General features: G+C 63.3%; 19 protein-coding genes. 8 read left to right on the top strand and 11 right to left on the bottom strand.

The annotated features are described in order from the left end of the window. Window positions 1-42: 42 nt before the first annotated feature. The 3 genes from ACKLNA_RS03915 to ACKLNA_RS03905 all read right to left on the bottom strand — a co-directional run bounded on the left by ACKLNA_RS03915 (window position 43) and on the right by ACKLNA_RS03905 (window position 5,636). Window positions 43-2,673, bottom strand: coding sequence for an excinuclease ABC subunit A (locus tag ACKLNA_RS03915; protein WP_408984924.1), 2,631 nt, complete (start codon window positions 2,671-2,673; stop codon window positions 43-45). 29 nt (window positions 2,674-2,702) lie between these two features. Further along, window positions 2,703-4,814 carry an ATP-binding protein gene (locus ACKLNA_RS03910; RefSeq protein ID WP_408984923.1) on the bottom strand — a complete coding sequence of 704 codons (2,112 nt, stop codon included), beginning with the start codon at window positions 4,812-4,814 and terminating at the stop codon, window positions 2,703-2,705. A 132-nt stretch (window positions 4,815-4,946) separates the two neighbouring features. After that, window positions 4,947-5,636 (bottom strand): GntR family transcriptional regulator, encoded by a 690-nt coding sequence (locus ACKLNA_RS03905; RefSeq protein ID WP_085710119.1) that lies wholly within the window; start codon window positions 5,634-5,636, stop codon window positions 4,947-4,949. A gap of 139 nt (window positions 5,637-5,775) precedes the next feature. On the opposite strand from ACKLNA_RS03905, the gene ACKLNA_RS03900 reads away from it, so the two are divergent. The 7 genes from ACKLNA_RS03900 (at window position 5,776) to ACKLNA_RS03870 (ending at window position 13,067) form a co-directional block, all read left to right on the top strand. Continuing rightward, window positions 5,776-6,861 carry an ABC transporter ATP-binding protein gene (locus tag ACKLNA_RS03900; protein ID WP_408984922.1) on the top strand — a complete coding sequence of 362 codons (1,086 nt, stop codon included), beginning with the start codon at window positions 5,776-5,778 and terminating at the stop codon, window positions 6,859-6,861. A 1-nt stretch (window position 6,862) separates the two neighbouring features. Next, a complete protein-coding gene (locus ACKLNA_RS03895) occupies window positions 6,863-7,780 on the top strand; it encodes an ABC transporter permease (RefSeq protein WP_408984921.1) in 918 nt (305 codons plus the stop codon). Beyond that, on the top strand, window positions 7,777-8,565 hold the full coding sequence (locus ACKLNA_RS03890) for an ABC transporter permease (protein ID WP_408984920.1): 789 nt from the start codon (window positions 7,777-7,779) through the stop codon (window positions 8,563-8,565). The genes ACKLNA_RS03895 and ACKLNA_RS03890 overlap by 4 nt, the downstream gene beginning before the upstream one ends. Window positions 8,566-8,580: 15 nt before the next feature. Further along, window positions 8,581-9,633 carry an extracellular solute-binding protein gene (locus tag ACKLNA_RS03885; RefSeq protein WP_408984919.1) on the top strand — a complete coding sequence of 351 codons (1,053 nt, stop codon included), beginning with the start codon at window positions 8,581-8,583 and terminating at the stop codon, window positions 9,631-9,633. Between the two features lie 82 nt (window positions 9,634-9,715). Further along, window positions 9,716-10,912 (top strand): amidohydrolase family protein, encoded by a 1,197-nt coding sequence (locus ACKLNA_RS03880; protein WP_408984918.1) that lies wholly within the window; start codon window positions 9,716-9,718, stop codon window positions 10,910-10,912. Continuing rightward, window positions 10,909-12,396, top strand: coding sequence for an amidohydrolase family protein (locus ACKLNA_RS03875; RefSeq protein ID WP_408984917.1), 1,488 nt, complete (start codon window positions 10,909-10,911; stop codon window positions 12,394-12,396). Before ACKLNA_RS03880 ends, ACKLNA_RS03875 begins: the two co-directional genes overlap by 4 nt. A gap of 11 nt (window positions 12,397-12,407) precedes the next feature. Further along, window positions 12,408-13,067, top strand: coding sequence for a flavin reductase family protein (locus ACKLNA_RS03870; protein ID WP_114883506.1), 660 nt, complete (start codon window positions 12,408-12,410; stop codon window positions 13,065-13,067). A gap of 39 nt (window positions 13,068-13,106) precedes the next feature. Here the strand turns inward: ACKLNA_RS03870 and ACKLNA_RS03865 are convergent, their stop codons facing one another. The 8 genes from ACKLNA_RS03865 to ACKLNA_RS03830 form a co-directional block, all read right to left on the bottom strand. Next, window positions 13,107-13,766 carry a DUF799 domain-containing protein gene (locus ACKLNA_RS03865; RefSeq protein WP_192551849.1) on the bottom strand — a complete coding sequence of 220 codons (660 nt, stop codon included), beginning with the start codon at window positions 13,764-13,766 and terminating at the stop codon, window positions 13,107-13,109. Then, window positions 13,763-14,125 carry a DUF4810 domain-containing protein gene (locus ACKLNA_RS03860; protein ID WP_085710128.1) on the bottom strand — a complete coding sequence of 121 codons (363 nt, stop codon included), beginning with the start codon at window positions 14,123-14,125 and terminating at the stop codon, window positions 13,763-13,765. Before ACKLNA_RS03860 ends, ACKLNA_RS03865 begins: the two co-directional genes overlap by 4 nt. 29 nt (window positions 14,126-14,154) lie before the next feature. Further along, window positions 14,155-14,841 carry a CsgG/HfaB family protein gene (locus ACKLNA_RS03855; protein ID WP_167748751.1) on the bottom strand — a complete coding sequence of 229 codons (687 nt, stop codon included), beginning with the start codon at window positions 14,839-14,841 and terminating at the stop codon, window positions 14,155-14,157. Between the two features lie 150 nt (window positions 14,842-14,991). Beyond that, complete coding sequence (locus ACKLNA_RS03850) at window positions 14,992-18,090, bottom strand: error-prone DNA polymerase (protein WP_408984916.1); 3,099 nt, start codon at window positions 18,088-18,090, stop codon at window positions 14,992-14,994. Then, window positions 18,066-19,481 (bottom strand): Y-family DNA polymerase, encoded by a 1,416-nt coding sequence (locus ACKLNA_RS03845; RefSeq protein WP_408984915.1) that lies wholly within the window; start codon window positions 19,479-19,481, stop codon window positions 18,066-18,068. Before ACKLNA_RS03845 ends, ACKLNA_RS03850 begins: the two co-directional genes overlap by 25 nt. A 7-nt stretch (window positions 19,482-19,488) precedes the next feature. Then, on the bottom strand, window positions 19,489-20,106 hold the full coding sequence (imuA, locus tag ACKLNA_RS03840) for a translesion DNA synthesis-associated protein ImuA (protein WP_085695894.1): 618 nt from the start codon (window positions 20,104-20,106) through the stop codon (window positions 19,489-19,491). Then, on the bottom strand, window positions 20,106-20,723 hold the full coding sequence (gene lexA / locus ACKLNA_RS03835) for a transcriptional repressor LexA (protein WP_114883516.1): 618 nt from the start codon (window positions 20,721-20,723) through the stop codon (window positions 20,106-20,108). Before lexA ends, imuA begins: the two co-directional genes overlap by 1 nt. Window positions 20,724-20,761: 38 nt before the next feature. Continuing rightward, on the bottom strand, window positions 20,762-21,679 hold the full coding sequence (locus tag ACKLNA_RS03830; protein ID WP_408984914.1) for a LysR substrate-binding domain-containing protein: 918 nt from the start codon (window positions 21,677-21,679) through the stop codon (window positions 20,762-20,764). Window positions 21,680-21,782: 103 nt separating this feature from the next. Here ACKLNA_RS03830 and ACKLNA_RS03825 point away from each other — a divergent pair, with 103 nt between their 5' ends. Further along, on the top strand, window positions 21,783-23,537 hold the full coding sequence (locus ACKLNA_RS03825) for an amidohydrolase (protein WP_408984913.1): 1,755 nt from the start codon (window positions 21,783-21,785) through the stop codon (window positions 23,535-23,537). The last annotated feature ends 51 nt before the right edge of the window (window positions 23,538-23,588 follow it).

Below are 23,588 nucleotides of genomic sequence, written 5' to 3'. Positions count from 1 at the left end.
ATCGCGGGCTTGCCCGCGATGAGGCCGGCCCTGACGACGCAGTTAGCGGCTCAAGGCCCGGGCAAGAAACGGCGCAGTCCGGCTTTTCTTGCTCGCCGCCACTTTCTGCGGTGTACCGGCCACAACAATCCTGCCGCCCTGATCTCCAGCGCCCGGACCAATGTCGATCACCCAGTCGCTCTGCGCCACCACGCGCATTTCGTGCTCGACCACGATCACCGTGTGCCCTGCACTCACCAGATTGTCCAGTTGCTCCAGCAAGCGGTCGACGTCTCGCGGGTGCAACCCGGTCGTGGGCTCGTCCAGCACATACAACGTCGCACCCCGGGCATTGCGTTGCAGTTCGGTGGCAAGCTTGATCCGCTGTGCCTCGCCCCCGGACAGCTCGGTCGCCGGTTGTCCGAGACGCAGATAACCGAGGCCGATATCGCGCAGCACTTCCAGTGAGCGGCGGATCGCCGGTTGCTCGGCAAACACCGTCACCGCCTCGTCCACGGTCAATTGCAGCACCTGAGCGATGCTCAACCCCTGCCACTGAATCGCAAGCGTCTCGGGGTTGTAACGTGCGCCATGGCAGGTCGGGCACGGCGCATACACGCTGGGCATAAACAGCAACTCGACACTGACAAAGCCCTCACCCTCGCAAGTCGGGCAACGGCCCTTGGCGACGTTGAAGGAAAACTGCCCGGCGTCGTAGCCCGCCTCTTGCGCCTGAGGGGTGGCGGCGAACAGCTTGCGTACGTTGTCGAACAGCCCGGTGTAGGTCGCCAGATTGGAGCGTGGCGTGCGGCCGATGGGTTTCTGATCGACCTGCACCAGACGCTTGATCGACTCCAGCCCGGCGCTGATCTGGCCGCTACTGGCTTGCGGCGTGTCATCTTCCAGATTGAGTTCTTCCGGCTCGGCGTCACTGCTGCGACCGAGCTGCGCCCCGACCAGCTCCAGCAGCGTCTGACTGACCAGACTCGACTTGCCCGAACCCGAGACCCCGGTCACCGAGGTAAAGCAGCCCAGCGGAAACTCGACACTGAGGTTGTTCAGGTTGTTGCGCGTCACACCGTCCAGCCTCAACCAGCCCGAAGGTTTGCGCGCAGTTCGAGCTGACCGCTGTTGCTCGGCGAACAGATAGGCCCGGGTCTGCGACTGATCGATGGCCGCCAGCCCGGCAGGCGGGCCGCTATAGAGAATCTGCCCGCCCTTTTCACCCGCCGCCGGGCCGACATCGATCAACCAGTCGGCACGACTCATGGTTTCCAGATCGTGCTCGACCACAAACACACTGTTGCCGTCGGCCTTCAAACGCTGCAACGCCTCGAACAACGCCTCGCCGTCTGCCGGGTGCAAACCGGCGGAGGGCTCATCAAGCACGTAAATCACACCAAACAGTTGCGAGCCCAGTTGCGTGGCCAGGCGCAGGCGCTGCAACTCCCCGGACGAGAGAGTCGGCGTACTGCGTTCCAGCGCCAGATAACCGAGGCCGAGATCGGTCAGGGTGCTGACCCGCTCCAGCAGATCCTCGGCAATACGCTGCGCCGCCAGGCGTTTTTCCAGCGACAGGTTGGGCGTGTGGCGCACGTCCGGTGCGTCGGCGTGACCGCTGGCGCCATGGGCCACGCGCTGCTGTCGGGCTTCGCGGGTCTGGTTGTGGGTCAGGGTTTCGCCGGTTTCATCGGCGTGTTCCAGCCAGCTCGCGTCCGCCACCGGTTTCAAGACTTCGGCGACTTGCAGCAGCGGCATCCGCGACAACTCGCCGATGTCATGCCCGGCAAACGTCACCGACAGCGCCTCGCGCTTGAGGCGCTTGCCATCGCACAACGGGCACAGGCTGCCGAGCATGAATTGCGACACGCGTTTCTTCATCAGCGCACTTTGCGAATGGGTGAAGGTGTGCAGGATGTAGCGCCGGGCGCCGGTGAAGGTGCCCTGATAGCTCGGCTCCATCTTGCGCTCGAGGGCGACGCGGGTTTCTTCCGGCGTCAGCCCGGCGTATACCGGAACCGTCGGCGTTTCCTCGGTGAAGAGGATCCAGTCGCGCTGCTTTTTCGGCAGTTTGCGCCAGGGGATGTCGACATCAATGCCCATGGTGACCAGGATGTCGCGCAGGTTCTGTCCCTGCCAGGCCAGCGGCCAGGACGCCACGGCGCGCTGGCGGATGGTGAGCTCGGGATCGGGCACCATCAATGCCTCGGTCACTTCGTAGACCCGACCTAGCCCATGACAATCGGGGCAGGCACCTTGCGGCGTATTCGGCGAGAAATCCTCGGCGTACAGCATCGGCTGGCCCGCCGGGTAATTCCCGGCGCGGGAATACAGCATGCGGATCAGGCTCGACAGCGTGGTCACGCTGCCCACCGACGAGCGCGTACTGGGCGTGCCACGTTGCTGTTGCAGCGCCACTGCCGGTGGCAGACCGTCGATGGAGTCGACGTCCGGCACGCCGACTTGATCGATCAGCCGCCGCGCGTAGGGCGCTACCGATTCAAAATAGCGGCGCTGCGCTTCGGCATACAAGGTGGAAAACGCCAGCGACGACTTGCCCGAGCCAGACACGCCGGTAAACACCACCAGCGCATCCCGGGGGATGTCGACATCAACGTTCTTCAGGTTGTGTTCGCGGGCGCCGCGCACGCGAACCATGCCGGCGGCGGAATTTGAGCTGCGCTTGGAAGTCATTGGCCAGCCTTGGTCTGAAGAGAAATTGCTCAGGCGCTCAGCACCGCACGGATCATCTGCAACAACGCCTCGGGTCCGTAGGGCTTGCCGAGCAAATGGGTGTCGGGGCTGAGCTGGTGATTGCGCGAGATGATGTCGCGGGTGTGGCCGGAGGTGAACAGCACGCCCACCGGCGGCATTTGCACCTTGGCCCAGGCGGCGAGATCGGAGCTTTTGATCAGCCCGGGCATGACCACGTCGGTGAAGATCAGATCCACACGGGCCCCTTCCAGCAACATCTGCATGGCCGCGTCGCCATTACCGGCGATCAGCACGCGGTAGCCTTCTTCGCGCAACAGTTCCACCGATGAAGTGCGCACGGCTTCGTTGTCCTCGACCACCAGAATGGTTTCATTGCCACCGGCCTGCTGACGGCGCACGCCAGGCGTCTCATTGATCAGCGGCCGCAAACTGCGCGGGAAATACAGCTGCACCCGCGTGCCCTCGCCGATCTGGCTGTCGATCTCGACATGCCCGCCGCTCTGCTTGACAAAGCCGAACACCATGCTTAATCCGAGGCCGGTGCCTTGGCCATCGGCCTTGGTCGTGAAGAACGGTTCGAAGACCTGCTCCAGCATATGCGGGGCAATGCCGACACCGCTGTCACTGACCGAGACCCGCACGAAATCCCCCGGCACGATGCCCTTGCCGGCGCAGAACGCCCGGTCCAGCGATGTGTTGGCGGCGCCAAGGACGATGGTGCCCTCGCCCTTCATGGCATCCCGGGCATTGATCGCCAGATTGAGAATGGCGTTTTCCAGTTGATTGCGATCGACGTTGATGTGCCAAGGCTCTTCCGGCAACTGCACATCGATCTGAATGGTTTCTCCCAGTGCCCGTTGCAGCAATTCGCCGACGCCTTCGAAGATCTGCCGTGGATCGCACACCGCCGGCGACAGCGGCTGACGCCGGGCGAACGCCAGCAGTTGCGAGGACAGCTTGGCGCCGCGCTCCACCGCCGCCAGCGAGGCGCTGACGCGGCGTTGCACGTTGGCATTGTTCGGCTCGTGCCGCGCCAGCAAGTGCAGGTTGCCGGCGATCACTTGCAGCAGATTGTTGAAATCGTGTGCCACGCCGCCGGTGAGACCGCCGATGGCTTCGAGTTTCTGCGACTGGCGCAGTTGCTCTTCGGCGTTGAGGCGTGCTTCCACTTCATCAGCCACGCGCTGCTCAAGGTTGCGGGTGAATTTGAGCAGGGACTCCTCAGCGGTCTTGCGTTCATGGATGTCGATCAGTACGCCGGGGAAACGGTACGGTTGCCCCCGTTCATCGAACTCGCAACAGCCGCTGGCCAGTACCCACAGATGGCTGCCGTCGGCGCGGATCACCCGGTACTCGGCGTTGTAGGGCTCGCCGGTGCGCACCGAATTTTCGACGCACTCCTGCACCCAGGGACGGTCATCGGGATGAATGTGCGCTTCGGCAATGTGCTGCGGCAGGTTGGTGAGGTCTTGATCCGGGGGGAAGGAAAAGGTCCGGGCGAAGCGCTCGTCCGCCGACAGCACATTGTTTCTCACGTCCCAGACAAACGAACCGAGCAATGCCCCGGCGTTCAGCGCCAGACGCACTCGCTCGTTGTCGGCGCGATAGGCGTCTTCGGCGGCCTGGCGCAGGCGTTCGGACAGCACCAGTTCGGTGGTTTCCACCACCATCGCCATGACGCCTGCCGGAACCCCGGCGTCGTTGGCCACCGGGCTGTAATAAAGATCGAGCCAGACGTCCTCGGGCACGCCGTCGCGCAGCAGTACCAGATCCTTGTTGCGATATTCCAGGGTGCCGCCCGCCAGACAGGTGTCGACCACATGCCGGTTGAAATCGGCGACTTCCGGCCAGCCCAGTTCCACCGGCACACCCAGCAGGTACGGGTGACGCCCGCCGGCAAACCGCGAATAGGCATCGTTGTAGATCATGTAACCGGCGTGGCCCCAGAGCATGACCATCGGCAACGGCGAGGCGAGCATCAGTTGTACCGTGTTGCACAGGCTGGCCGGCCAGGTTTCGAGGGGGCCCAGATCCGTGCCGCTCCAGTCGAACGCACGGATTCGCCCGGCCATCTCGCCTTGCCAGCCGTCACACCCATGGCTATCGGATAAAAACTGCATTGGCTGCTTCAACGCCTTGTGGTTGATCCGGTTCAATCGCTGCGCGGTCAAGCGTCGCGCCCGTCTGTTTCGAGCGCGCCGGGCAACGATGGTTTCATTAGAGGTATAGCCGATTTCACCCTTGCCCGACGCTCAGACTTCGATCAGGTGTTTGAGCGGGTGGTAGCCGGTCTTGAGCTTCGCAGCAACGTCGAGAATCGCCTTCTGGATGCCGTCCAGATGCATGCAGGTCAGTTCGATGGCGGCGCTCTGGTTACCGGCCTCGATGTACTCGATCAACCGCAGGTGTTCGTCGTCGCGGCAGGCTTCGTGGCTGTCGTCATCCAGTGCGGCAGCATACAGCGAAGCGCGGGAAATCAGCTTCTGGAACCAGTCGAGCAGCACCGGGTTGTTCAGGCTGCGGGCCAGTTTGAGGTGGAACTCGCCGAGCAGGTGAATCAGCCGCTCGTGGTCACCAGCCGCATGGGCTTCATCTTCCAGCAGCAAATGCTCGCGCAGGTCCTGCATCGCGGCGGAGTCCTTGCGCCGGCACAGCTCGGTGACGATGCCAATCTCGATCAGACGCCGGGTTTCGAACAGCGAACGGATTTCCTCATCGCTGGGCAGCGACACCGACGCACCTTTATTGGGCTCGGTGGTGACCAGCCCGTCGGCCTCCAGTTGCTTGAGCGCGGCGCGAACCGACGTGCGGCTGACATTGAACAATTCCGCCAGCGACGCCTCACCCAGTTTCATTCCCGGACGCAGCGAACGCTTGCTGATCGCCTCGTAAACCCCTTGGTAGACGCGGTCGACCGTGGTTTCCGTTTTCTTTTCGGTCATTTGAAAGCTCCTTCGATGCTGGCAACGCGACCCGGCGAAAGACTCAGCCAGGGAAATGGGGGTTGCACAAGCAGATTAATCCGGGTATTTCTAAATTGCATTCAGATATTGCATACAATAATTAGAGGATTGCACCATTATGGGTCAACCAATAGCAATTGAAGTGCGTAATGTCTCCAAACGGTACTCCGACGATCCCGGCCTCGCGCCAGCCCTCGACAATGTCTCGGTGAACATCGCCGACAATGAGTTCTTCACCCTGCTCGGCCCCTCGGGCTGCGGCAAAACCACCTTGCTACGCACCATCGCCGGATTCGAACACGTCAGCGACGGCGAGATCCGTCTGGCGGGCGAAACCGTGAATCACCTGCCGCCGTTCAAGCGTCGGGTCAACACCGTGTTCCAGAGTTACGCGCTGTTTCCGCACATGAGTGTCGCGCAGAATATCGCCTTCGGCCTCGAGATGCAGGGTCTTGATCGCAAGACGATCCCCGGACGGGTCGACGAGATGCTCGCGCTGGTGCAAATGGAGCACCTGGCCGGGCGCAAACCGGCGGAATTGTCCGGCGGCCAGCAGCAGCGCGTGGCTCTGGCCCGGGCCCTCGCGCCGAAGCCGAAAGTGCTGTTGCTGGATGAGCCGCTGTCGGCGCTGGACCTGAAGCTGCGCAAGGAAATGCAGGTCGAACTCAAGCGCGTGCAGCAGGAAGCCGGGATCACCTTCATTTTCGTCACCCACGATCAGGAAGAAGCCCTGACCCTGTCCGACCGGATTGCGGTGATGTCCGCCGGCAAGATCCTGCAGATCGGCACCCCGACCGACATCTATGAACGTCCGCAGCACCGTTTCGTCGCCCAGTTCATCGGCGACATCAACTTCCTCCCCGGCCAGCTCAGGCGCGGCGAGCACAACCAGAACCTCTTCGTGCCCAACGGCATGCCGGTGGAAATCCCCTGCCCGCCTCAGGGCGTCAATGGCAGCAACGTGCAACTGGCGTTTCGTCCCGAGCGTTCGCAACTGGTCACGGCGGATCAGCCGCATCATCTGCGCGGGGTGATCGAGGCCGTGCTGTATGTCGGCACCGCGACTCTTTACCAGTGCCGTCTGAACAACGACATCAAAGTCATGCTGCGGGAAAACAATGAAGGCCTGAGCGCGTGTCGCGCGGTCGGTGAACCCGTGGCGGTGCACCTGCCGCCCCAGGCCTGCCTGTTGATGGAGGCCTGAGATGAGCGTCAGCAGCACTTCCCCCTCCCTCAACCGCGCGCTGTTGCTCAGCCCGGTGGTGTTGACCCTGCTTGCCCTGATCGCCATTCCGCTGGGGATCATGGGTTACATCAGCCTGCTGCCGCGCAACACCTACGGCGGCGTCGACTGGCAGGCCCAATGGCAACTGCAGAGCTACGTGCAGCTGTTTTTCCAGGAAGGTTTCGACGGTGAACTGGAGCTGAACTGGGTCTACGCCCAGGCGCTGTTGCGCTCGGTGTTCCAGGCCGGCGGCACCACACTGTTGTGCTTCCTGTTCGGCTTTCCGGTGGCGTTGTGGATGTCGAGCCTGACCCCGCGCCGGCGCAACCTGATGGTGTTGCTCATCACCATTCCGTTCTGGACCAACCTGCTGATCCGCAACTACGCGTGGCTGATCATCCTGCGCGAACAGGGCTGGGTCGCCCAGAGCCTCAACGCGCTGTTTCCGAGCGCCGGCGGCATCACCCTGCTCTACAACGACTTCGCCGTCAGCGTCGGTCTGGTCTACAGCTTCCTGCCGTTCATGATTCTGCCGATCTACTCGACCCTGGAAAAACTCGACTGGCGTCTGGTGGAGGCCGGCTATGACCTGGGCGCCAACCGCTGGCACGCGCTGCGCCGGATCATCCTGCCGCTGTCGATGCCCGGGGTGATTGCCGGTGCGTTGCTGGTGTTCGTGCCGAGCCTCGGCGCCTTCATCACTCCGGCGATCCTCGGCGGCGGCAAGACCCTGATGATCGGCAACCTGATCCAGCAGCAATTCGGCACCGCGCGCAACTGGCCGCTGGGCAGTTCGCTGTCGTTCCTGTTGCTGGGGATTCTGCTGTTGTCCCTGGTGCTCTATGCCCTCTACAGCCGCAGTGCGGCGAAAACCCTGAACCGGGGAGCGAAAGCATGATCTCTCTGCACCTGAAAAAACTCCCGGCAACCCGGGAAATCAGCCTCCTGATCCTCGCCTATCTGTACGTGCCGATCCTGGTGTTGATCGTCTACAGCTTCAACGCCAACCGCTCGGCGACGGTGTGGACCGAGTTCTCGTTCGCCTGGTACGGACGGATCCTGGCCAACCCGTCGATCCAGACGGCGGCGCTGAATTCGATCATCGTCGCGACCATCGCCACGATCTGCGCCACGGCGATTGCGCTGCTGGCGGCGCTGGCGACGTACCGGCCGTTCTACGGACAGAAAATGGTCGAGGGCGGGATCAACCTGCCGCTGATCCTGCCGGAGATCGTCACCGCCGTGGCCACCCTGCTGCTGTTCATGGCGCTGGGGATCAAGCTCGGGCTGATAACGGTGATCGTCGCGCACATCGGCTTCTGCATTCCGTTCGCCTACCTGCCGATCCGCGCACGGCTCAACGATCTGGACAAGAGCCTGCTGGAGGCCGCCAACGACCTGTACGCCAACCCGTGGCAAGTGTTCCGTCGCGTGACCTTGCCGCTGTTGTGGCCGGCGGTGTTGTCCGGTTCGGTGCTGGCGTTCGTGGTCAGCCTCGACGATTTCATCATGACCTTCTTCGTCGCCGGCCCCGGTTCGACCACCTTGCCGGTGTACATCTTCTCGGCGATCAAGGCCGGCGTGACACCGGAGATTAACGCGATCTCGACCCTGATGCTGGTGATTTCCATCGTTCTCGTGGTGCTGGCCTTCTGGCTCGGCCAACGCGGCAAACAACAATAAACCTGGAGCGCGCTCATGAAAGTCAAAAACATGCGTCTGGCAGTATCCGGTCTGGCCCTGAGTTGTTTCACCGCGTTCGGCGCCCACGCCGCCGAGCCCAAGGAATTGTTCTTCTACAACTGGACCGATTACTACCCGGTGGACCTGCTGGCCAAGTTCGAAAAGGAGACCGGAATCAAGGTCACCATGGACGGCTACGACAGTAACGAAACCCTGCTCGCCAAGTTGCAGGCCGGCGGCGCGGCGTATGACGTGATCGTGCCGTCGCAGTCGATCATGCAGACGCTGATCAAGCAGGATCTGCTGCTGGAAATCGACACCCCGACCCTGAGCAACTTCCAGTACGTCAAAGGCCCGTTCCGCGACCCGAGCTTCGATCCGGGGCGCAAATATTCGGCGCCGTACCTGTGGGGCACCACCGGGTTCTCCTATGACAGCGCCCGGGTGCCGGGGGGCAAGCTCGACGATTCGTGGAAAGAGTTCTTCGAACCACGCAAGGAACTGCAAGGCCAGCTCGCCGCCCTCGACACCTCCAGCAGCGTGATCAACGCCGCCAGCCATTACCTGAACGTCGACGAATGCACGGAAAACCCGCAGGACGCCAAGCGCATCCTCGAGCTGCTTCAAAAGCAGAAACCGTTTTTGAAGATGTACAGCTCCGACAACACCGTCGACCGCATGGCCTCGGGCGAAGTGATCATGATGCAGAACTGGAACGGCTCGACGGCCCGCGCCACCTTGCAGAAGAACACCATCAAGTACGTTTACCCAAAAGAAGGCGTGGCGATGTTCCAGGACAACTTCGCCGTACCGAAAAGTGCGCCGCATCCGGGCAACGCGAAGATCTTCATCGACTGGATGATGAAACCGGAGAACGCCGCTGCCGTGTCCAACGCGATTGCCTATGCCAACAGCATTCAGAGCGATCAGTTGCTGGATGCGAAGTGGAAGGTCATGGACGCGATCAACATGCCCGAGGAATACGCCTCGCGGCTGCGGCCGGAGAAGGAATGCAGCAACAAGGCGCGGGAGCTGCAGGATCGGATTTGGTCGAAGCTCAAAGGCTGATCCGAAACCGCAGCCCTCACCCTAGCCCTCCGGGAGAGGGCTAGGGTGAGGGGAAAAAATTTAAAGAACAAACGAGGTTCCAATGACTGCCCCCCGCTGGCTCAGAAACATCCGCCCCTACGGCGCCCCCGCCGAAGACCTGTTGATCGAAAACGGCAAGTTCACCCAACGCCGCCCAGCCTCCAGCACCCCACTGGCCGCCACCGACATCGACGGCCAGAACCAGTTGCTCACCGCCCCGCTGGTGGAAAGCCACGTCCACCTCGACAAGACGCTCTATGGCCAACCCTGGCGCCCGAACAGCGCCGGCCCGACGCTCAAGGACTACATCAGCAACGAGCGCCGCGTGTTGCGCGAAGTCAAAGCGCCGATTGCCGAACGCGCCGGCGCACTGCTGGAAAACTGCATCGCCCGGGGTTCGCTGACCATGCGTTGCCATGTCGACATCGACCCGGAGTTCGGCCTGCGTCACGTCGAAGCCATGCAGCAACTGCGCGAGCGCTATAACGACCTGATCGACCTGCAACTGGTGGTGTTCCCGCAAACGGGTCTGATCAGCCGCCCCGGCACCGCCGAGCTGATGCGTGAAGCCATGGCCCTGGGCGTGGAGAACGTCGGAGGGCTCGACCCTTGCGGCATCGACAACGACCCGATCGCGCAACTGGATTTCGTGTTCAAACTGGCCAGTGAATTCCAGCGTGGCGTCGATATTCACCTGCACGACAAGGGCGAACTGGGTCTGTGGCAAATTGCACGGATCGCCGATTACACCGAGCGTTTCAACCTGCAAAACCGGGTGATGATCAGCCACGCCTATTGCCTCGGCATGCTGCCGTGGAGCCAGGTCAAACCGGTCGCCGAACGCCTCGCTGCACTTGGCATTTCGCTGATGAGTTCGGCGCCGGCAGACTGCGCGGTGCCGCCGTTTCTGGCGCTGCGCGAAACCGGGGTCAACGTGTGCCTCGGCTCCGACGGCATCCGCGATGCGTGGTCGCCGATGGGCAACGGCGACATGCTGGAACGGGCGATGCTGCTGGCGTTCCGTTTCGACCTGGGCAAGGACGATGAACTGGCGGCGGCGTTCGAGGCGGCGACGGTCAATGGTGCTCGGGCATTAGGGATCGAGTGTTACGGCTTCGACATCGGCAAGCCTGCGGACTTTCTGTTGATGCCGGTCGAAACCCTCGGTGAAGCCGTGGTCGCGAGGCCTGTTCGTCAGGTCTATCGCGGCGGTGAACTGATCGCCAGTGGCGGTCGTCTGCTGGGCAGCCGTCTGTGAAACGGATCGGCCTGAAGGCCGGTTGCGTGGTCGGTTTCGACGGTACGCGACATGTGCTGTGGCGCGACGGCGAAGTGGTGTTTGCCGGCTCGCGGATCGAGTTTGTCGGGCGCGGTTACCAAGGGCCGGTAGATCAGTGGATCGACTACGGCAATGCGCTGATCGGCCCCGGCTTCATCGACCTGGATGCCCTCGGCGATCTCGATTCCACGGTACTGACCCTGGACAACGGCGATGAACGCGCCATGGGCCGGATGTGGTCGGCGGAGTATCTGGCGGCCGGCCCGCGTGAGTCGTTCAGCCCCGAGGAAGAGGTTTTCAAATACCGCTACGCCTTCACCCAGTTGATGCGCAACGGCATCACCACGGCGATGCCGATCACTTCGATGTATTACCGCGAATGGGCGGAGACCTATGACGAGTTCGCCGCTGTCGCCGATGTGGCGGGCGAGCTGGGGCTGCGCACGTACCTTGGCCCCTGCTACATGAGCGGCATGAGTTACTGGCGCGCCGACGGCAGCCTCGCCCACCACTGGGATGAGACGCGGGGTCTGGCCGGGCTCGACGCGGCCGAACGGTTTTTCAAGGATTACGACGGTGCCCATGGCGGACGGATTCGCGGCGCACTGCTGCCGGATCGCATCCAGACCTGCACCCCGGCGCTGTTGCAACGTACCTCCGCCCTGAGCCGCGAACTGAATGCACCGATGCGTCTGCACTGCTGTCAGGCGTCCGGTGAAGTAACGATGGTCGAGCAATTGCGTGGCACCTCGCCGCTGGGCTGGTTGCAGCAACTCGACCTGCTCACCCCGCGCAGTCTCTTGCCCCACGGCATCTACACCTCGGGCGATGACGATCTGCAACGGGTCATCGACGGCGGCGCGAGTCTGGTGCACTGCCCGCTGGTGTTCGCCCGCGACGGCGAGGCGCTGAACTCGTTTGGTCGTTATCGGGCCAAAGGCATCAACTTCGCCCTCGGCACCGACACCTGGCCGGCGGACTTGCTGGCCAACATGCGCCACGGTTTGAACATCGCCCGATTGATGGAGGGCGGCCCATCGCTGACCAGCAGCCTCGACCTGTACAACGCCGCAACCCTCGGCGGCGCCAAGGCGCTGGGCCGTGACGACCTCGGTCGCCTGGCACCGGGGGCTAAAGCCGACATCACCGTATTCAGCCTGCGCGGCCTGCATCTGGGTCCGCTGTTCGACCCACTGAAAAACCTGCTGCTGGCCGGACGCGGCGATGACTGCATCGCCAGTTACATCGACGGTCGTTGCGTGATGCACGACGGTCAGGTCAACGGCGTCGACTACCCCACACTGCAACGCCAGGCCCAGCGCCAATACGAAAAACTGATGCGTAGCCACAGCGACCGGGCCTTTGGCCGACCAGACTGGAAAACCCTGTTCCGGCCAGCCATTCCGTTCGCCGATGACTACAGCGCCGAAGCGCCACTGAGCGCCATCGATCCACTTCATTAGAGAACACTGCCATGCACAGCTTCGACTTCAGCCAACTGAGCCCACGGGAAAAATACAAGATCCTGATCGGCAGCGTGGTGCCGCGTCCAATTGCTCTGGTCACCACCATCGACGGCGAAGGCCGGGTCAATGCGGCGCCGTTCAGCTTCTTCAACGCGTTGTCGGCGGACCCGCCCATTCTCGCGCTCGGTGTCGAGAACTACGGCGACCAGAGCCCCAAGGACACCACACGCAATATCCAGATGAACCAGGAATTCACCGTCAACATCGTCAACGATGCACTGGTGGAAGCCATGAACGTTTGCGCCGTGCCGTTCGCGCCGGGCTTCGATGAGTTGACCGCTGCCGGCCTGACGGCGATCCCCGGCACCTCGGTCAAATGCCCGCGAATCGGCGAAGCACCGGTGGCGCTGGAGTGCCGGCGGATGATGGCGCTGAACATCGGCCAGTCGCGAGAGATCATTTTTGGCGAGGTGTTGATGGCGCATGTGCGCGACGAGTTGATCGACCCGAAAACCCTGTACATCGATCAATTGGGGCTGGATGCGATCGGGCGCATGGGCGGGCATGGTTATGCGCGGACCCGGGATTACTTCGATTTGCCGACCCGCTCGTTGCAAGCGTGGACGGAGGCGCCGGGGGGTGGCGAGCGGTTCTGGCCTGGCAAATAAAAAAGCGGCCCACCGAGGTGGGCCGCCGTGACAGGTCGATCAGTCAGTGCCGTACTTCGGCGACCGTGGCCCGTACAGCAGGCCTGCCGGATGTCCGGCCGACAGCAGTCGATTGCTGGCTACACCGGCAATCGGGTAGCCGGCATCGGTGGAGCTGTTGACGATCTGTTTCACCGCAGCGGTGATCAGCGCGCCGATCAGGCCGCCGCCACTGTTGTTGCCACCCTCTTCGCTCGACGCCCGGGCCGCACCGGTCCACAGGGTGGCACCGGTTTTCAGGTCCACCAGTTTGGCGCTGGCGGTCACTGCGGTTTCGCTGCTGATCACCATGTAGCGCGTGCCGTACTCGCTGACGGTAATGTACAGCGCCGCGTCGGCACCGAAGATTTCCTGCAGTTTGTTGACCGGCGCCTGATGGATGTCATCCGGCGTGGTCAGGCCGTTCTGGCGGAACGTCTCGTCGACCAAGGTAATCGGCAGCACGTAGTAACCGGCCTCGGCCAGCGGGAACGTCACTTGCGACAACAGGCTGTAGGACGCCTTGACGTCCGGCGAGGTGTTCAGCGGCGGCAGCACCAGAATGGACTTCGGACGCGCTTGCTTGTACGCCGAATAGTCCACGGTTTTCGGTGCGACGCAGCCACCGAGAACGGTCAGCGCCAGGCCGGCGGCCAGCAGTTTCAAGGCACGGGAGATCATTTGGCGTCTCCGGTCTTGGCGTTCTTGAGCAAAAAGTCCATGTAGGTGCCGGACTCGGGGAACAGGGTTTTCTCGGTGCGCAATTGCTGCACCATCTGATCGTCCTTGCCCATGCTCAGGTACAGCAGACCGAGGTGTGCGTGGTAACCCGGCGGTACGGGCTTGCCACTGGCGCGGATCTTTTGCAGATCGGCTTCCAGCGCTTCGGCCTGGGCCTCTTTCGGCGTTTCGCTTTTGAAGTATTCGTAGACTTGTGGCTGGTAGCCTTCCCACTGGTACAGGGTTTGCGGGCTGCTGCAACCGGCCAGCAAGGCGCTGGCGGTCAGGGCCATCAGCGACCGAGACAGGGACAGATTCATGGTGTGTTGCTCCTTGCGATGGGCGTCTATCAGTTGCCCGGTTTCCAGGCACCGGCGTTCATGCCATCAACCAGGCGATTGATCGCCTCGCGCATGGCCAGATCGAGGACTTTGCCGTTGAGGGTGGAGTCGTAGGCAGCGGTGCCGCCGAAGCCGATGATTTCGCGGTTGGACAAGGCGTATTCGCCGGCGCCCTGGGTCGAATACACCACTTCGGAAGTGCTGATGTTGACGATGTTCAGGTTGACCTTGGCGTAGGCGACCTGGGTCTTGCCACGGCCGAGAATGCCGAACAGCTGATGATCGCCGGTCTCTTTGCGGCCGAACTCGGTGACGTCACCGGTGACCACGTAATCGGCGCCTTTCAGACGCTGGGCCTGGCCCTTGATCGCCGCTTCCTGCTGGATCTCGCCCATGTTGTCGCGGTCGAGCACGGAGAAACGGTTGGTCTGCTGCAAATGAGTGATCAGGATGGTCTTGGCCTGACCGCCGAGACGGTCGACGCCGTCGGAGAAGATCCCGCGCATGTAGCTCGAGCGGTTGTCGAACTTGCCCACGGCCATCGGGATGCGGACACCGGTCCAGGCTTGAGTGGCGCTTTCCACCTTGGCCACCGGCAGTGCGCGGGAGCTTTCGGTGGCGCAACCGGAAAGCGAGCCGGCCAGGGTGCCGAGGACGGCAATCGCAACGCCCGAGACCAACATCCGGGAGATCATTCTCACTGTGCATTCCTTCTGAAAAATGATGTGTCCCGGCACGGCAAAAATCGTGGGGGATCGGGAAAGGGCCGGCATTATGCCAAAGTGCCATCAGTGATGACAGGTTTTTTTGACGCCAGTGAATTGGCTTACGAATCAGCAGGTTTGTCAGTGGAAATCGCGGCTTTGCACCCGAATCCCGTTGAGCAACGGACTGAGATCGCTCAAGCGTCCGGCAATCAGATGCCGGACCTCGCCTTCCCGCTCCCAGCGGCCATCGACCTTGAGCAGTTGCGAGCCCACCAGCACCTGGCGCTGACGCTCGGCCAGATCGCGCCAGACCACCACGTTGACGTTGCCGAACTCGTCTTCCAGGGTCACGAAGGTCACGCCACTGGCAGTGGCCGGGCGCTGGCGGCCGGTCACCAGCCCCGCCACGCTGACCGGTCGCCCGTGCTCGACCTCCAGCAACTCCCGGGAACTGCGACAGCGCCGCGCCCGCAGCTCGTCGCGCAACAACGTCAGCGGGTGCGGCCCCAGCGTGGTGCCGAGGGTGGCGTAGTCGGTGAACAGGTCCTCGCTGACGCTCGGCGTGGGCAGCCGCACATCGGGCTCCTCCTGACTCGGCAACCCGGCAAACAGTCCGAGCTGCTTCTGCACCCCGGCCACCTCCCAGCGTGCCCGATGGCGATGCCCGGCCAGGCCCCGCAGCGCTCCTGAGTCCGCCAGCAGCGCCTGGGCCCGGCTGTCGAGCCCGGCCCGTTCGCCCAGATCGGCGACATCGGCAAACGCGCCCCTCGCCCGAGCCTTTTCAATGTTCCGCGCATCCTCTTCGCGAAAACCCTTGATCATGCGCAGCCCCATGCGAATCGCCGGTTGCGCGCCGGTGATCGGCTCCAGGCTGCAATCCCAGTCGCTGGCGCGCACGTCCACCGAGCGGATCTGCAAATGATGCCGGCGCGCGTCCTGAAGAATCTGATCCGGACTGTAGAAACCCATCGGCCAGCTGTTGATCAGCGCACAGGCGAACGCCGCCGGTTCGTGGCACTTGAGCCAGCAACTGGCATAGGTCAGCAAGGCAAAACTGGCGGCATGGGACTCGGGAAAACCATAACTGCCGAAGCCCTTGATCTGCTCGAAGATCTGCGCGGCGAATTCCGGGCTGTAGCCGTTTTTCTTCATGCCGGCCGCCAGCCGTTCCTTGTGCGGCTCCAGCCCGCCGTGGCGTTTCCATGCGGCCATGGAACGCCGCAACTGGTCGGCCTCCCCGGGGCTGTAGTCGGCCGCGACAATGGCGATCTGCATCACCTGTTCCTGAAACAGCGGCACGCCGAGGGTGCGTTTGAGCACCACCTCCAGCTCCGGCGACGGATAGGTTTCCTTTTCTTCCTTGTTCCGGCGGCGCAAATACGGATGGACCATCCCGCCCTGGATCGGTCCCGGCCGGACAATGGCCACTTCGATCACCAGATCGTAGAAGTTTTGCGGGCGCAGGCGCGGCAGCATCGACATCTGCGCCCGGGACTCGATCTGGAACACACCGATGGTGTCGGCGCGGCTGATCATGTCGTAGGTCGGGCGATCGTCAGCCGGGATCGTGGCCAGACTCAGATCCTGGTTGCGATGACGGCGCAGCAGGTCGAAACAGCGGCGAATCGCACTGAGCATACCGAGAGCGAGGATATCCACCTTGAGCAGCCCGACCGCATCGAGGTCGTCCTTGTCCCACTGGATGATCGTGCGATCGGCCATGGCGGCATTTTCCACCGGCACCAGCGTGTCCAGCGGCTGCTCGGAGATCACGAAACCGCCGGGATGCTGCGACAGGTGCCGGGGGAAGCCGATCAGTTGCCCGGTCAGGCTCAGCACCCGGTGCAGGATCGGGCTGTCCGGGTCGAAGCCGTTTTCGCGCAGACGCTCCACGGGCGGTGTTTCATCGCTCCAGTGGCCGCAGCAGTCGGCCAGCGCATTGATCTGGTCCGGCGGCAAGCCCAACGCCTTGGCCACGTCGCGCACTGCGCCGGCGGCGTGATAGGTGCTGACCACCGCCGTCAGCGCCGCACGACGGCGGCCATAACGACGAAACACGTATTGCAGGACTTCTTCCCGGCGCTCGTGCTCGAAATCCACGTCGATGTCCGGCGGTTCGTTGCGCTCCCTCGACATGAAACGCTCGAACAGCAGCGTGGTGCGATCCGGGTCGATCTCGGTGATGCCCAAGGCAAAACACACCGCCGAGTTGGCCGCCGAACCGCGACCCTGACAAAGGATTTTCTGCTCCCGGGCGTAGCGCACCACGTCGTGCACGGTGAGGAAGTAACTTTCGTAGCCGAGTTCGGCGATCAGCTTCAATTCCTTATTGATTTGCCTCAGAACCTTGAATGGCGCCCCGTTTTCCCAGCGCCAGGCGATGCCCTCTTTAGTCAGCTGCCGCAGCCAGGAGCGGCCCGTATGCCCGTCAGGCACCAACTCTTTCGGATATTGATAACGCAACTGGCCAAGGTCGAACGTGCAGCGGCGGGCCAGCTTCACCGATTCGTCCAGCAGGGTCTGCGGATACAACTCGCTCAAGGCGTCGAGACTGCGCAGATGCCGTTCACCGTTGGAGTGCAGGCGCAACCCGGCTTCGGCCACCGGGACGTGATGACGGATCGCGGTCATGGTGTCCTGCAAGGCCCGCCGGCCACGGGCGTGCATGTGCACATCGCCGCTGGCCACGGCCGGAATTTGCAGCTCATCCGCCAGACTCAGGAGTGCGGCCAACCGCTGCTGATCGTTCTGCCCGCGATGCAACTGCACCGCCAGCCACAAACGCTCACCGAAGGTCTGTTTCAGCCATCGGCCCTCTTCCACTTCATCGACCGCCTCCGGCACCCACAGCACCAGCAATCCCGGCAACGGTTCGCTGAAGTCTTCGCGCAGCACCTGATACTGGCCTTTCTGCGTGCGCCGTCGGGCCTGGGTGATCAAGCCGCACAGCGCCTGATAACCCTCGATGTTCTCCACCAGCAGCACCAGTTTCGGGCCGTTCTCGATGCGGATCTCGCTGCCGATGATCAGCGGCAGCTCCACGGACTTCGCCGCCTGCCAGGCACGGACGATCCCGGCCAGGGTGCATTCATCGGTGATCGCCAGCGCCTGATAGCCGTGTTTTTTCGCCCGCTGGAACAGCTCCAGCGCACTGGACGCGCCGCGCTGAAAACTGAAGTTCGACAGGCAGTGCAGCTCGGCATAACCCTGATTCACGCGAACCAGCCCTGCAGCCACAACGGGCCGCCCTCACCCACTGCCCGGTACGCCCAGCCTTGCTGGCCGGCGCGGTTCTGGATCAGGTAATAGTCGCGGCGCACGTCGTCACCGTCCCACCAGCCGGACTCGATGCGTTCCGGGCCCATGAGGATGCGCGCCGAACCTTCGGGCACGGACTGAGGCTCACCCAACAGCCAGCCCGGACGCTGCACGCCGGGTAACGCAGCACAAGGCTGTTTGTCATCGGCGTTCTGCCACGCGCACTCCGGGCGATGATCGGCCTGGAAGCGCAGGCCCTGCACCGCTTCATCCCCCAGCCGCGCACGCAGGCGTTCGCGCAGTTGCTCCCAGGGCAAGGTCTGTTGCGGGCGGTCGTCGAACAGTTCCTGAAACTGCGGCACGAAACTCGGCAGATCCTCGGCCCGCAGACGAAAACCGCGCACCGGGGCCTCGACCTGCACCTGCTCCAACCGACCACGGGCCAGCTCGAAGAGCATCGCCGGATCGCGCTCGGCGCTGAGCAGACCGACCTTGATCAATGTGTCCGGCAACCCCGCATGCTCCAGATGCAGGTCGAAACGCTGCACGCCGCTGTCGCGTCCGCACAAGAACGCCGAGAGATCGGACGTCAGGCGGCGCAACGGGAACAACAGCGCCTGATGGGACTGCACGTCGAAATTGAGTTCGATGCGCACATCGAAGCGATCCGGCGGCAGGTAGAACGCCAGCGCCAGCGGCCGTGCGCCGAACAGCGTATCCAGATGCTTGAGCATCGGCGCCTCGAAACGCCGGGCCAGAGCCTGACGCGGCAGGCTCTGCACCTGATGGAGGTGGCGCAGGCCCATGCGCGACAGCGCCGTGGCCACACCCGGGTCAAGTCCGACACGGTCGACCGGCAGTTGCCCGAGGTGATGGCGCAAGGCTTCACCATCCGGCACCACCAGTCCGTCATAGGCATTGGCCAACACCCGCGCCGCCACCGGGTTGGGCGCGGCGACGATGCGGTGACGAAAACCCAGCTCCGTCAGCTCCGTGCGTAATCGCGCCTCGAACTGCGTCCAGGAACCGAACAGCCCGAGGCTTGATTCGATCTCGAACACCACGGTGCGCGGATAATGCACGCTGACCTGCGCGCTGAAACGATAGGCCCAGGCGGCGAGAAACTGCTGCCAGTGTTCGACCTCGGCGGCGTCGTAATCGACGGTGGCGAACCCTTTGCTCATGGCCTGCGCAGCGGTCATCGACTGCCCCGGACGCAAGCCCAGCGCCCGCGCCGCCGAATTGACTGCTTGCAACACCCGGCGCTGGGCCGGGCCGCTGAGCAGCGCCAACGGTTGCTCGGGATCGGGGCGCTGACGCAGCACGGCGTCGAGGGCCAATTGCGGGAACAGAATGCAGACCCAGCGCATGGCGACCTCAGTGCCCCACAGCGAAGGCAATCGGAGCACTGCGCGCCAGTCCGCCCCGGCATTTGAGCACGCGCAATTGCGCCGGACGGGCATCGATGGCAATGCGCAGCGCGGCTGGCGACGGGTTGACCGCTTCGCTCAATGGCCGCCACGCGAACGCCAGGGTCTGGCCGGTTTCCGCCGCCACCTGCAAACGGCGCAAGGCACGGTCGTCGGCCTTGTGCGGCCAGCACAGCACCGCGCCGCAACTGCCCGAGCGCAGGCATTGTTCCGCCGCCCACAAGGCATCGCGTTCGCTGGCCTGGATCACCGACAACTGCCGCAGATCGACCCCGGCATTGGCCCAGGCCTGCGGGTATGGCACAAACGGCGGCGCCACCAGCACGATGCGCTCCCCCGCCGCCGACAGCCGCGCCAACGTCGGCCACACCAGTTGCAATTCGCCCACACCGGGCCCGGCCAGGAGGATTTCGCTCAGCGCCGCTTCCGGCCAGCCACCGCTGGGCAAGGCTGCATCCAGCGCCGCGTGCCCGGTGGGTTGCGGGCTGGCGGTGGGTGGCGCAGGCCGGCCCTTCCAGACCTGGCCGCCATTGAACAGCGTATCCAGCGCAACGACGGCACCCATCAGCCTTGCCTCACCAGACCGCAGAACACGCCTTCGATGGCCAGGTCCTGATCGTCACGCACCACAATCGGCTGGTACGCCGGGTTGCGCGGCAACAGGCGGACCTCATCGCCGACCCGCTCGAAGCGTTTGATGGTGACCTCACCGTCGAGCCGCGCCACCACGATCTGGCCGTTGAGCGCCTCGGGGTTACGCCGCACACCGACCAGATCGCCGTCGAGAATGCCGTCCTCGATCATCGAATCGCCCTGTACCCGCAACATGTAGTCGGGCGTGCGGGAGAACAGCGCAGGATCGAGCATCAGCCGATTGTGGATGTCGGCATCGGCGCCGATGGGCGCACCGGCAGCCACCCGGCCGAGCACCGGCACTTCAAGCAGTTCCGGTCGCGCCGGCTGCCCGAGCAGGCGAATGCCCCGGGCCTGATGCGGATTGACCTCGATGAACCCGGCTTCGGTGAGCGCCAGCACATGCTTGCGCGCCACGCTGCGGGAGGCAAAACCAAAAGCCTCGCTGATTTCAGCGAGGCTTGGGGGCTGACCGTGTTCGGCGATGCGTTCGCGGATAAAAGTCAGGATGGCGGTACGGCGGGGAGTCAGATTTGTCATGGAGTACATTTGTACTCTTGTGGGAATTTCCTGACAAGCACCGCCAGTCAGCTCAAACCGCGCTCCGCCAGAAACTCCGCGATGTAATCAATGAACGCCACAACCTTGGCCGTCGCCCGCCGATGGCTCGGGTATACCGCCAGAATGTGCGGACCGAAACTGTCCGGATCAATCTCGTAATCGGCCATCACCCGCACCAGTCGCCCGTCGGCAATGTACGGCGCGGCGCTCCATAGCGGCGTGTGCAGCAAGCCGCGCCCGGCCAACGCGCTGGCCAGCAGCAAATCGTAATTGTCGCTGCGCAGCAGCGGCGCCGCCGGTTGCGCCAGACTCAGGCGCTGGCCGTCGCGCTCGGCCCACCAGAATTCGCGGCTGAGCAACGGATGCCGGTACAGCAGCCATTCATGCTGATCGAGGGTCTGCGGCGTGACCGGCAAGCCCTTGCGCGCCAGGTATTCAGGGCTGCCGCACAGCGCCAGACGATTGCTGCCGACCACCCGGGCAATCAGCCCCGGCAAATCGTCATGGCCCTCGCGCAACGCCAGGTCGTAGCCGCTTTCCAGCAGATTGACGAACTCGTCGCACAAATCCACTTGCAGGCTGATCTGCGGGTATTGCTGCAAAAAGCCGTCACACACCTGATCGAGAAACGCCCGGCCGTAGGCCAGTGGCGCGGTGATTTTCAGGCTGCCGCGCAGGCCGTGCTGCAACTGCTCGATTTCCTCGCCGGCCTCGTCCAGCCGTTGCAATACCTGGCGTGCGGTTTCCAGATAGAGCCGGCCGATTTCCGTCAGCAGAATCCGCCGCGTGCTGCGTTCGAACAGCCGTGCGCCGAGTTCGGATTCCAGATGATTGACCGCTTTGGTCAGGGCCGACGGGGTCTTGCCCAGTTGCTCGGCAGCGCGGCTGAAACTGCCGAGCTGCGCGGTGACCACAAACATTTTCAGTGCACCCAGCTTGTCCATGCTTTTTCCATTCAGGCAAAAACGTTTTTCGTGAGGGAGGCGTTCTGTCGGGCGTTGGCAGCCACTAATCTGGCCATCAGACGCAATAACAAGGAAATGTTCAATGAAAAGATTCATCCCGTTTTTCAGCAAAAACCTGTTGATCGCTGCTGTGAGTTTTGCCTCGATGGAAGCCATGGCAGCTACCGATCTGGTGCTGCTCAACGGCAAGATTTTCACCGCCGACCGCGCTCAACCGCAGGTTCAGGCGCTGGCCGTGGAGAACGGCAAGGTGCTGAAAGTCGGCACCGATGCGCAGATCAAAGCCTTGATCGAACCCGGCACCCAAGTGATCGACCTTCAAGGCAAGGCGATGATGCCCGGCTTGATCGACAGCCATTCCCACGCGATTTTCGGCGGACTGGAAATGGTCTCGGCCAACATGGAAGACGAGGTAGTCGAACTCGACGAACTGGAAAAACGCCTGCGCGCCTGGCGTGACGACGGCAAGGCCCGGCATGGCGACGTGTTGAGCGTGGCCGGCATGAGTTCGGCGTATTGGGCCAAGGCTGAAGCCCTGGGCAAGATCTTCAACAACGGCGAATGGGCCGACGTGCCGGTGGTGTTCACCGGCAGCGATCACCACACCGCGTGGGCCAACAACGTGATGCTCAAGCGTGCGGGCATCGACGCCGCGCTGCTGAAAACCCTGCCGGACGCGGAAAAAGACACCCTCGGCAAACTGGCCAGCGGTGAGCCAAACGGCTTTGTGGTCGATGCCGGTTGGGATCGGGTCGCCTCGAAAATGCCGGTGCCGAGCCCTGCCGACCTGCTCAAGGCTGCGCAATCGGCGGTGCGTTTCAACAACAGCCTCGGCATCACCGCGTGGATGGACCCGGCCGCCAACGCCGCGCCGGGCGAGCCGGTGTTCGCCCTCAAGCCCACCGAGAAAACCGTGGGCGTACTTCCGGCCTACAAAGCCCTGTCGGACAGCGGCGGCATGACCGCCCACGTCGCCGCGCTGCTGGTGGCCAACCCGAAAAGCGTCCCGGCCGATCTCGACACCCTCGACAAAGTGCGCCGGCAATTTCAGGGCATTCCCAACCTGACGCTGCCGGGGATCAAGATCTTCGCCGACGGCGTGATCGAGTACCCGGCCCAGAGCGCGGCGATGATCGATCCCTACAGCAACTCGCACAAACAGGGCGAGCTGCTGATTGATCCGCAGCACTTCGGCGAACTGGTCAGCACCATCGACCAGCGCGGCTGGCTGGTGCACATCCACGCCATCGGCGACCGCGCGGTGCGCGAATCACTGAACGGCATCGCCCAGGCGCGCAAGGATCGGCAGAGCGGCGTGACGCACTCGATCACCCACCTGCAAATGGTCAACCCGAAGGAGTTCGCCCGCTTCAAGCCGCTGAACGTGATTGCCTCGATGCAACTGCTGTGGGCCAGCGCCGACGACTACACCACCGACATGATCAAGCCTTACGTCAGCGCCCTCGCCTTCCGCTATCAATACCCGGCGCACTCGCTGCTCAAGCAGGGCGCGACGATTGCCGGCGCCAGCGACTGGCCGGTGTCCTCGCCGAATCCGTTCAACGCCATCGCCCAGGCCATCACCCGCACCGGGCCGCTGGGCGTGCTCAACGCCGACGAACGCCTGGACCGCGAAACCATGTTCTACGCCTACACCGTCAACGCGGCGCGCACCATCGGCCTGGAGCAACAGATCGGCTCGCTGAGCCCCGGCAAACAGGCCGATTTCATCGTGCTCGACCGCGACGTGTTCAGCGTCGATGACAAGGCCCTGCATGACACGAAGGTGCTGCAGACCTGGTTTGGTGGTCGCCAGGTCTACGCACCGACCCTCTAGCCGAACTGTTTTCCCTGTGGGAGCCAGCCAGCTCCCATAGGGGACGCGGTG

This window comes from Pseudomonas sp. UV AK001, assembly GCF_046097675.1.
Lineage (GTDB): Bacteria > Pseudomonadota > Gammaproteobacteria > Pseudomonadales > Pseudomonadaceae > Aquipseudomonas > Aquipseudomonas kribbensis.
Note: the sequence above shows the minus strand (reverse complement) of the source record. Positions and strands in the feature narration are given on the sequence as shown.

Excerpts from the sequence above, each read along its gene's own strand:
- imuA (WP_085695894.1), bottom strand. The coding sequence starts at position 20,106 with ATGGGTGCCGTCGTTGCGCTGGATACGCTGTTCAATGGCGGCCAGGTC.
- ACKLNA_RS03910 (WP_408984923.1), bottom strand. The coding sequence starts at position 4,814 with ATGCAGTTTTTATCCGATAGCCATGGGTGTGACGGCTGGCAAGGCGAG.
- ACKLNA_RS03880 (WP_408984918.1), top strand. The coding sequence starts at position 9,716 with ATGACTGCCCCCCGCTGGCTCAGAAACATCCGCCCCTACGGCGCCCCC.
- ACKLNA_RS03855 (WP_167748751.1), bottom strand. The coding sequence starts at position 14,841 with ATGATCTCCCGGATGTTGGTCTCGGGCGTTGCGATTGCCGTCCTCGGC.
- ACKLNA_RS03885 (WP_408984919.1), top strand. The coding sequence starts at position 8,581 with ATGAAAGTCAAAAACATGCGTCTGGCAGTATCCGGTCTGGCCCTGAGT.
- ACKLNA_RS03830 (WP_408984914.1), bottom strand. The coding sequence starts at position 21,679 with ATGGACAAGCTGGGTGCACTGAAAATGTTTGTGGTCACCGCGCAGCTC.
- ACKLNA_RS03890 (WP_408984920.1), top strand. The coding sequence starts at position 7,777 with ATGATCTCTCTGCACCTGAAAAAACTCCCGGCAACCCGGGAAATCAGC.
- ACKLNA_RS03895 (WP_408984921.1), top strand. The coding sequence starts at position 6,863 with ATGAGCGTCAGCAGCACTTCCCCCTCCCTCAACCGCGCGCTGTTGCTC.
- ACKLNA_RS03845 (WP_408984915.1), bottom strand. The coding sequence starts at position 19,481 with ATGCGCTGGGTCTGCATTCTGTTCCCGCAATTGGCCCTCGACGCCGTG.
- lexA (WP_114883516.1), bottom strand. The coding sequence starts at position 20,723 with ATGTACTCCATGACAAATCTGACTCCCCGCCGTACCGCCATCCTGACT.
- ACKLNA_RS03860 (WP_085710128.1), bottom strand. The coding sequence starts at position 14,125 with ATGAATCTGTCCCTGTCTCGGTCGCTGATGGCCCTGACCGCCAGCGCC.
- ACKLNA_RS03905 (WP_085710119.1), bottom strand. The coding sequence starts at position 5,636 with ATGACCGAAAAGAAAACGGAAACCACGGTCGACCGCGTCTACCAAGGG.
- ACKLNA_RS03900 (WP_408984922.1), top strand. The coding sequence starts at position 5,776 with ATGGGTCAACCAATAGCAATTGAAGTGCGTAATGTCTCCAAACGGTAC.
- ACKLNA_RS03825 (WP_408984913.1), top strand. The coding sequence starts at position 21,783 with ATGAAAAGATTCATCCCGTTTTTCAGCAAAAACCTGTTGATCGCTGCT.
- ACKLNA_RS03915 (WP_408984924.1), bottom strand. The coding sequence starts at position 2,673 with ATGACTTCCAAGCGCAGCTCAAATTCCGCCGCCGGCATGGTTCGCGTG.
- ACKLNA_RS03865 (WP_192551849.1), bottom strand. The coding sequence starts at position 13,766 with ATGATCTCCCGTGCCTTGAAACTGCTGGCCGCCGGCCTGGCGCTGACC.
- ACKLNA_RS03870 (WP_114883506.1), top strand. The coding sequence starts at position 12,408 with ATGCACAGCTTCGACTTCAGCCAACTGAGCCCACGGGAAAAATACAAG.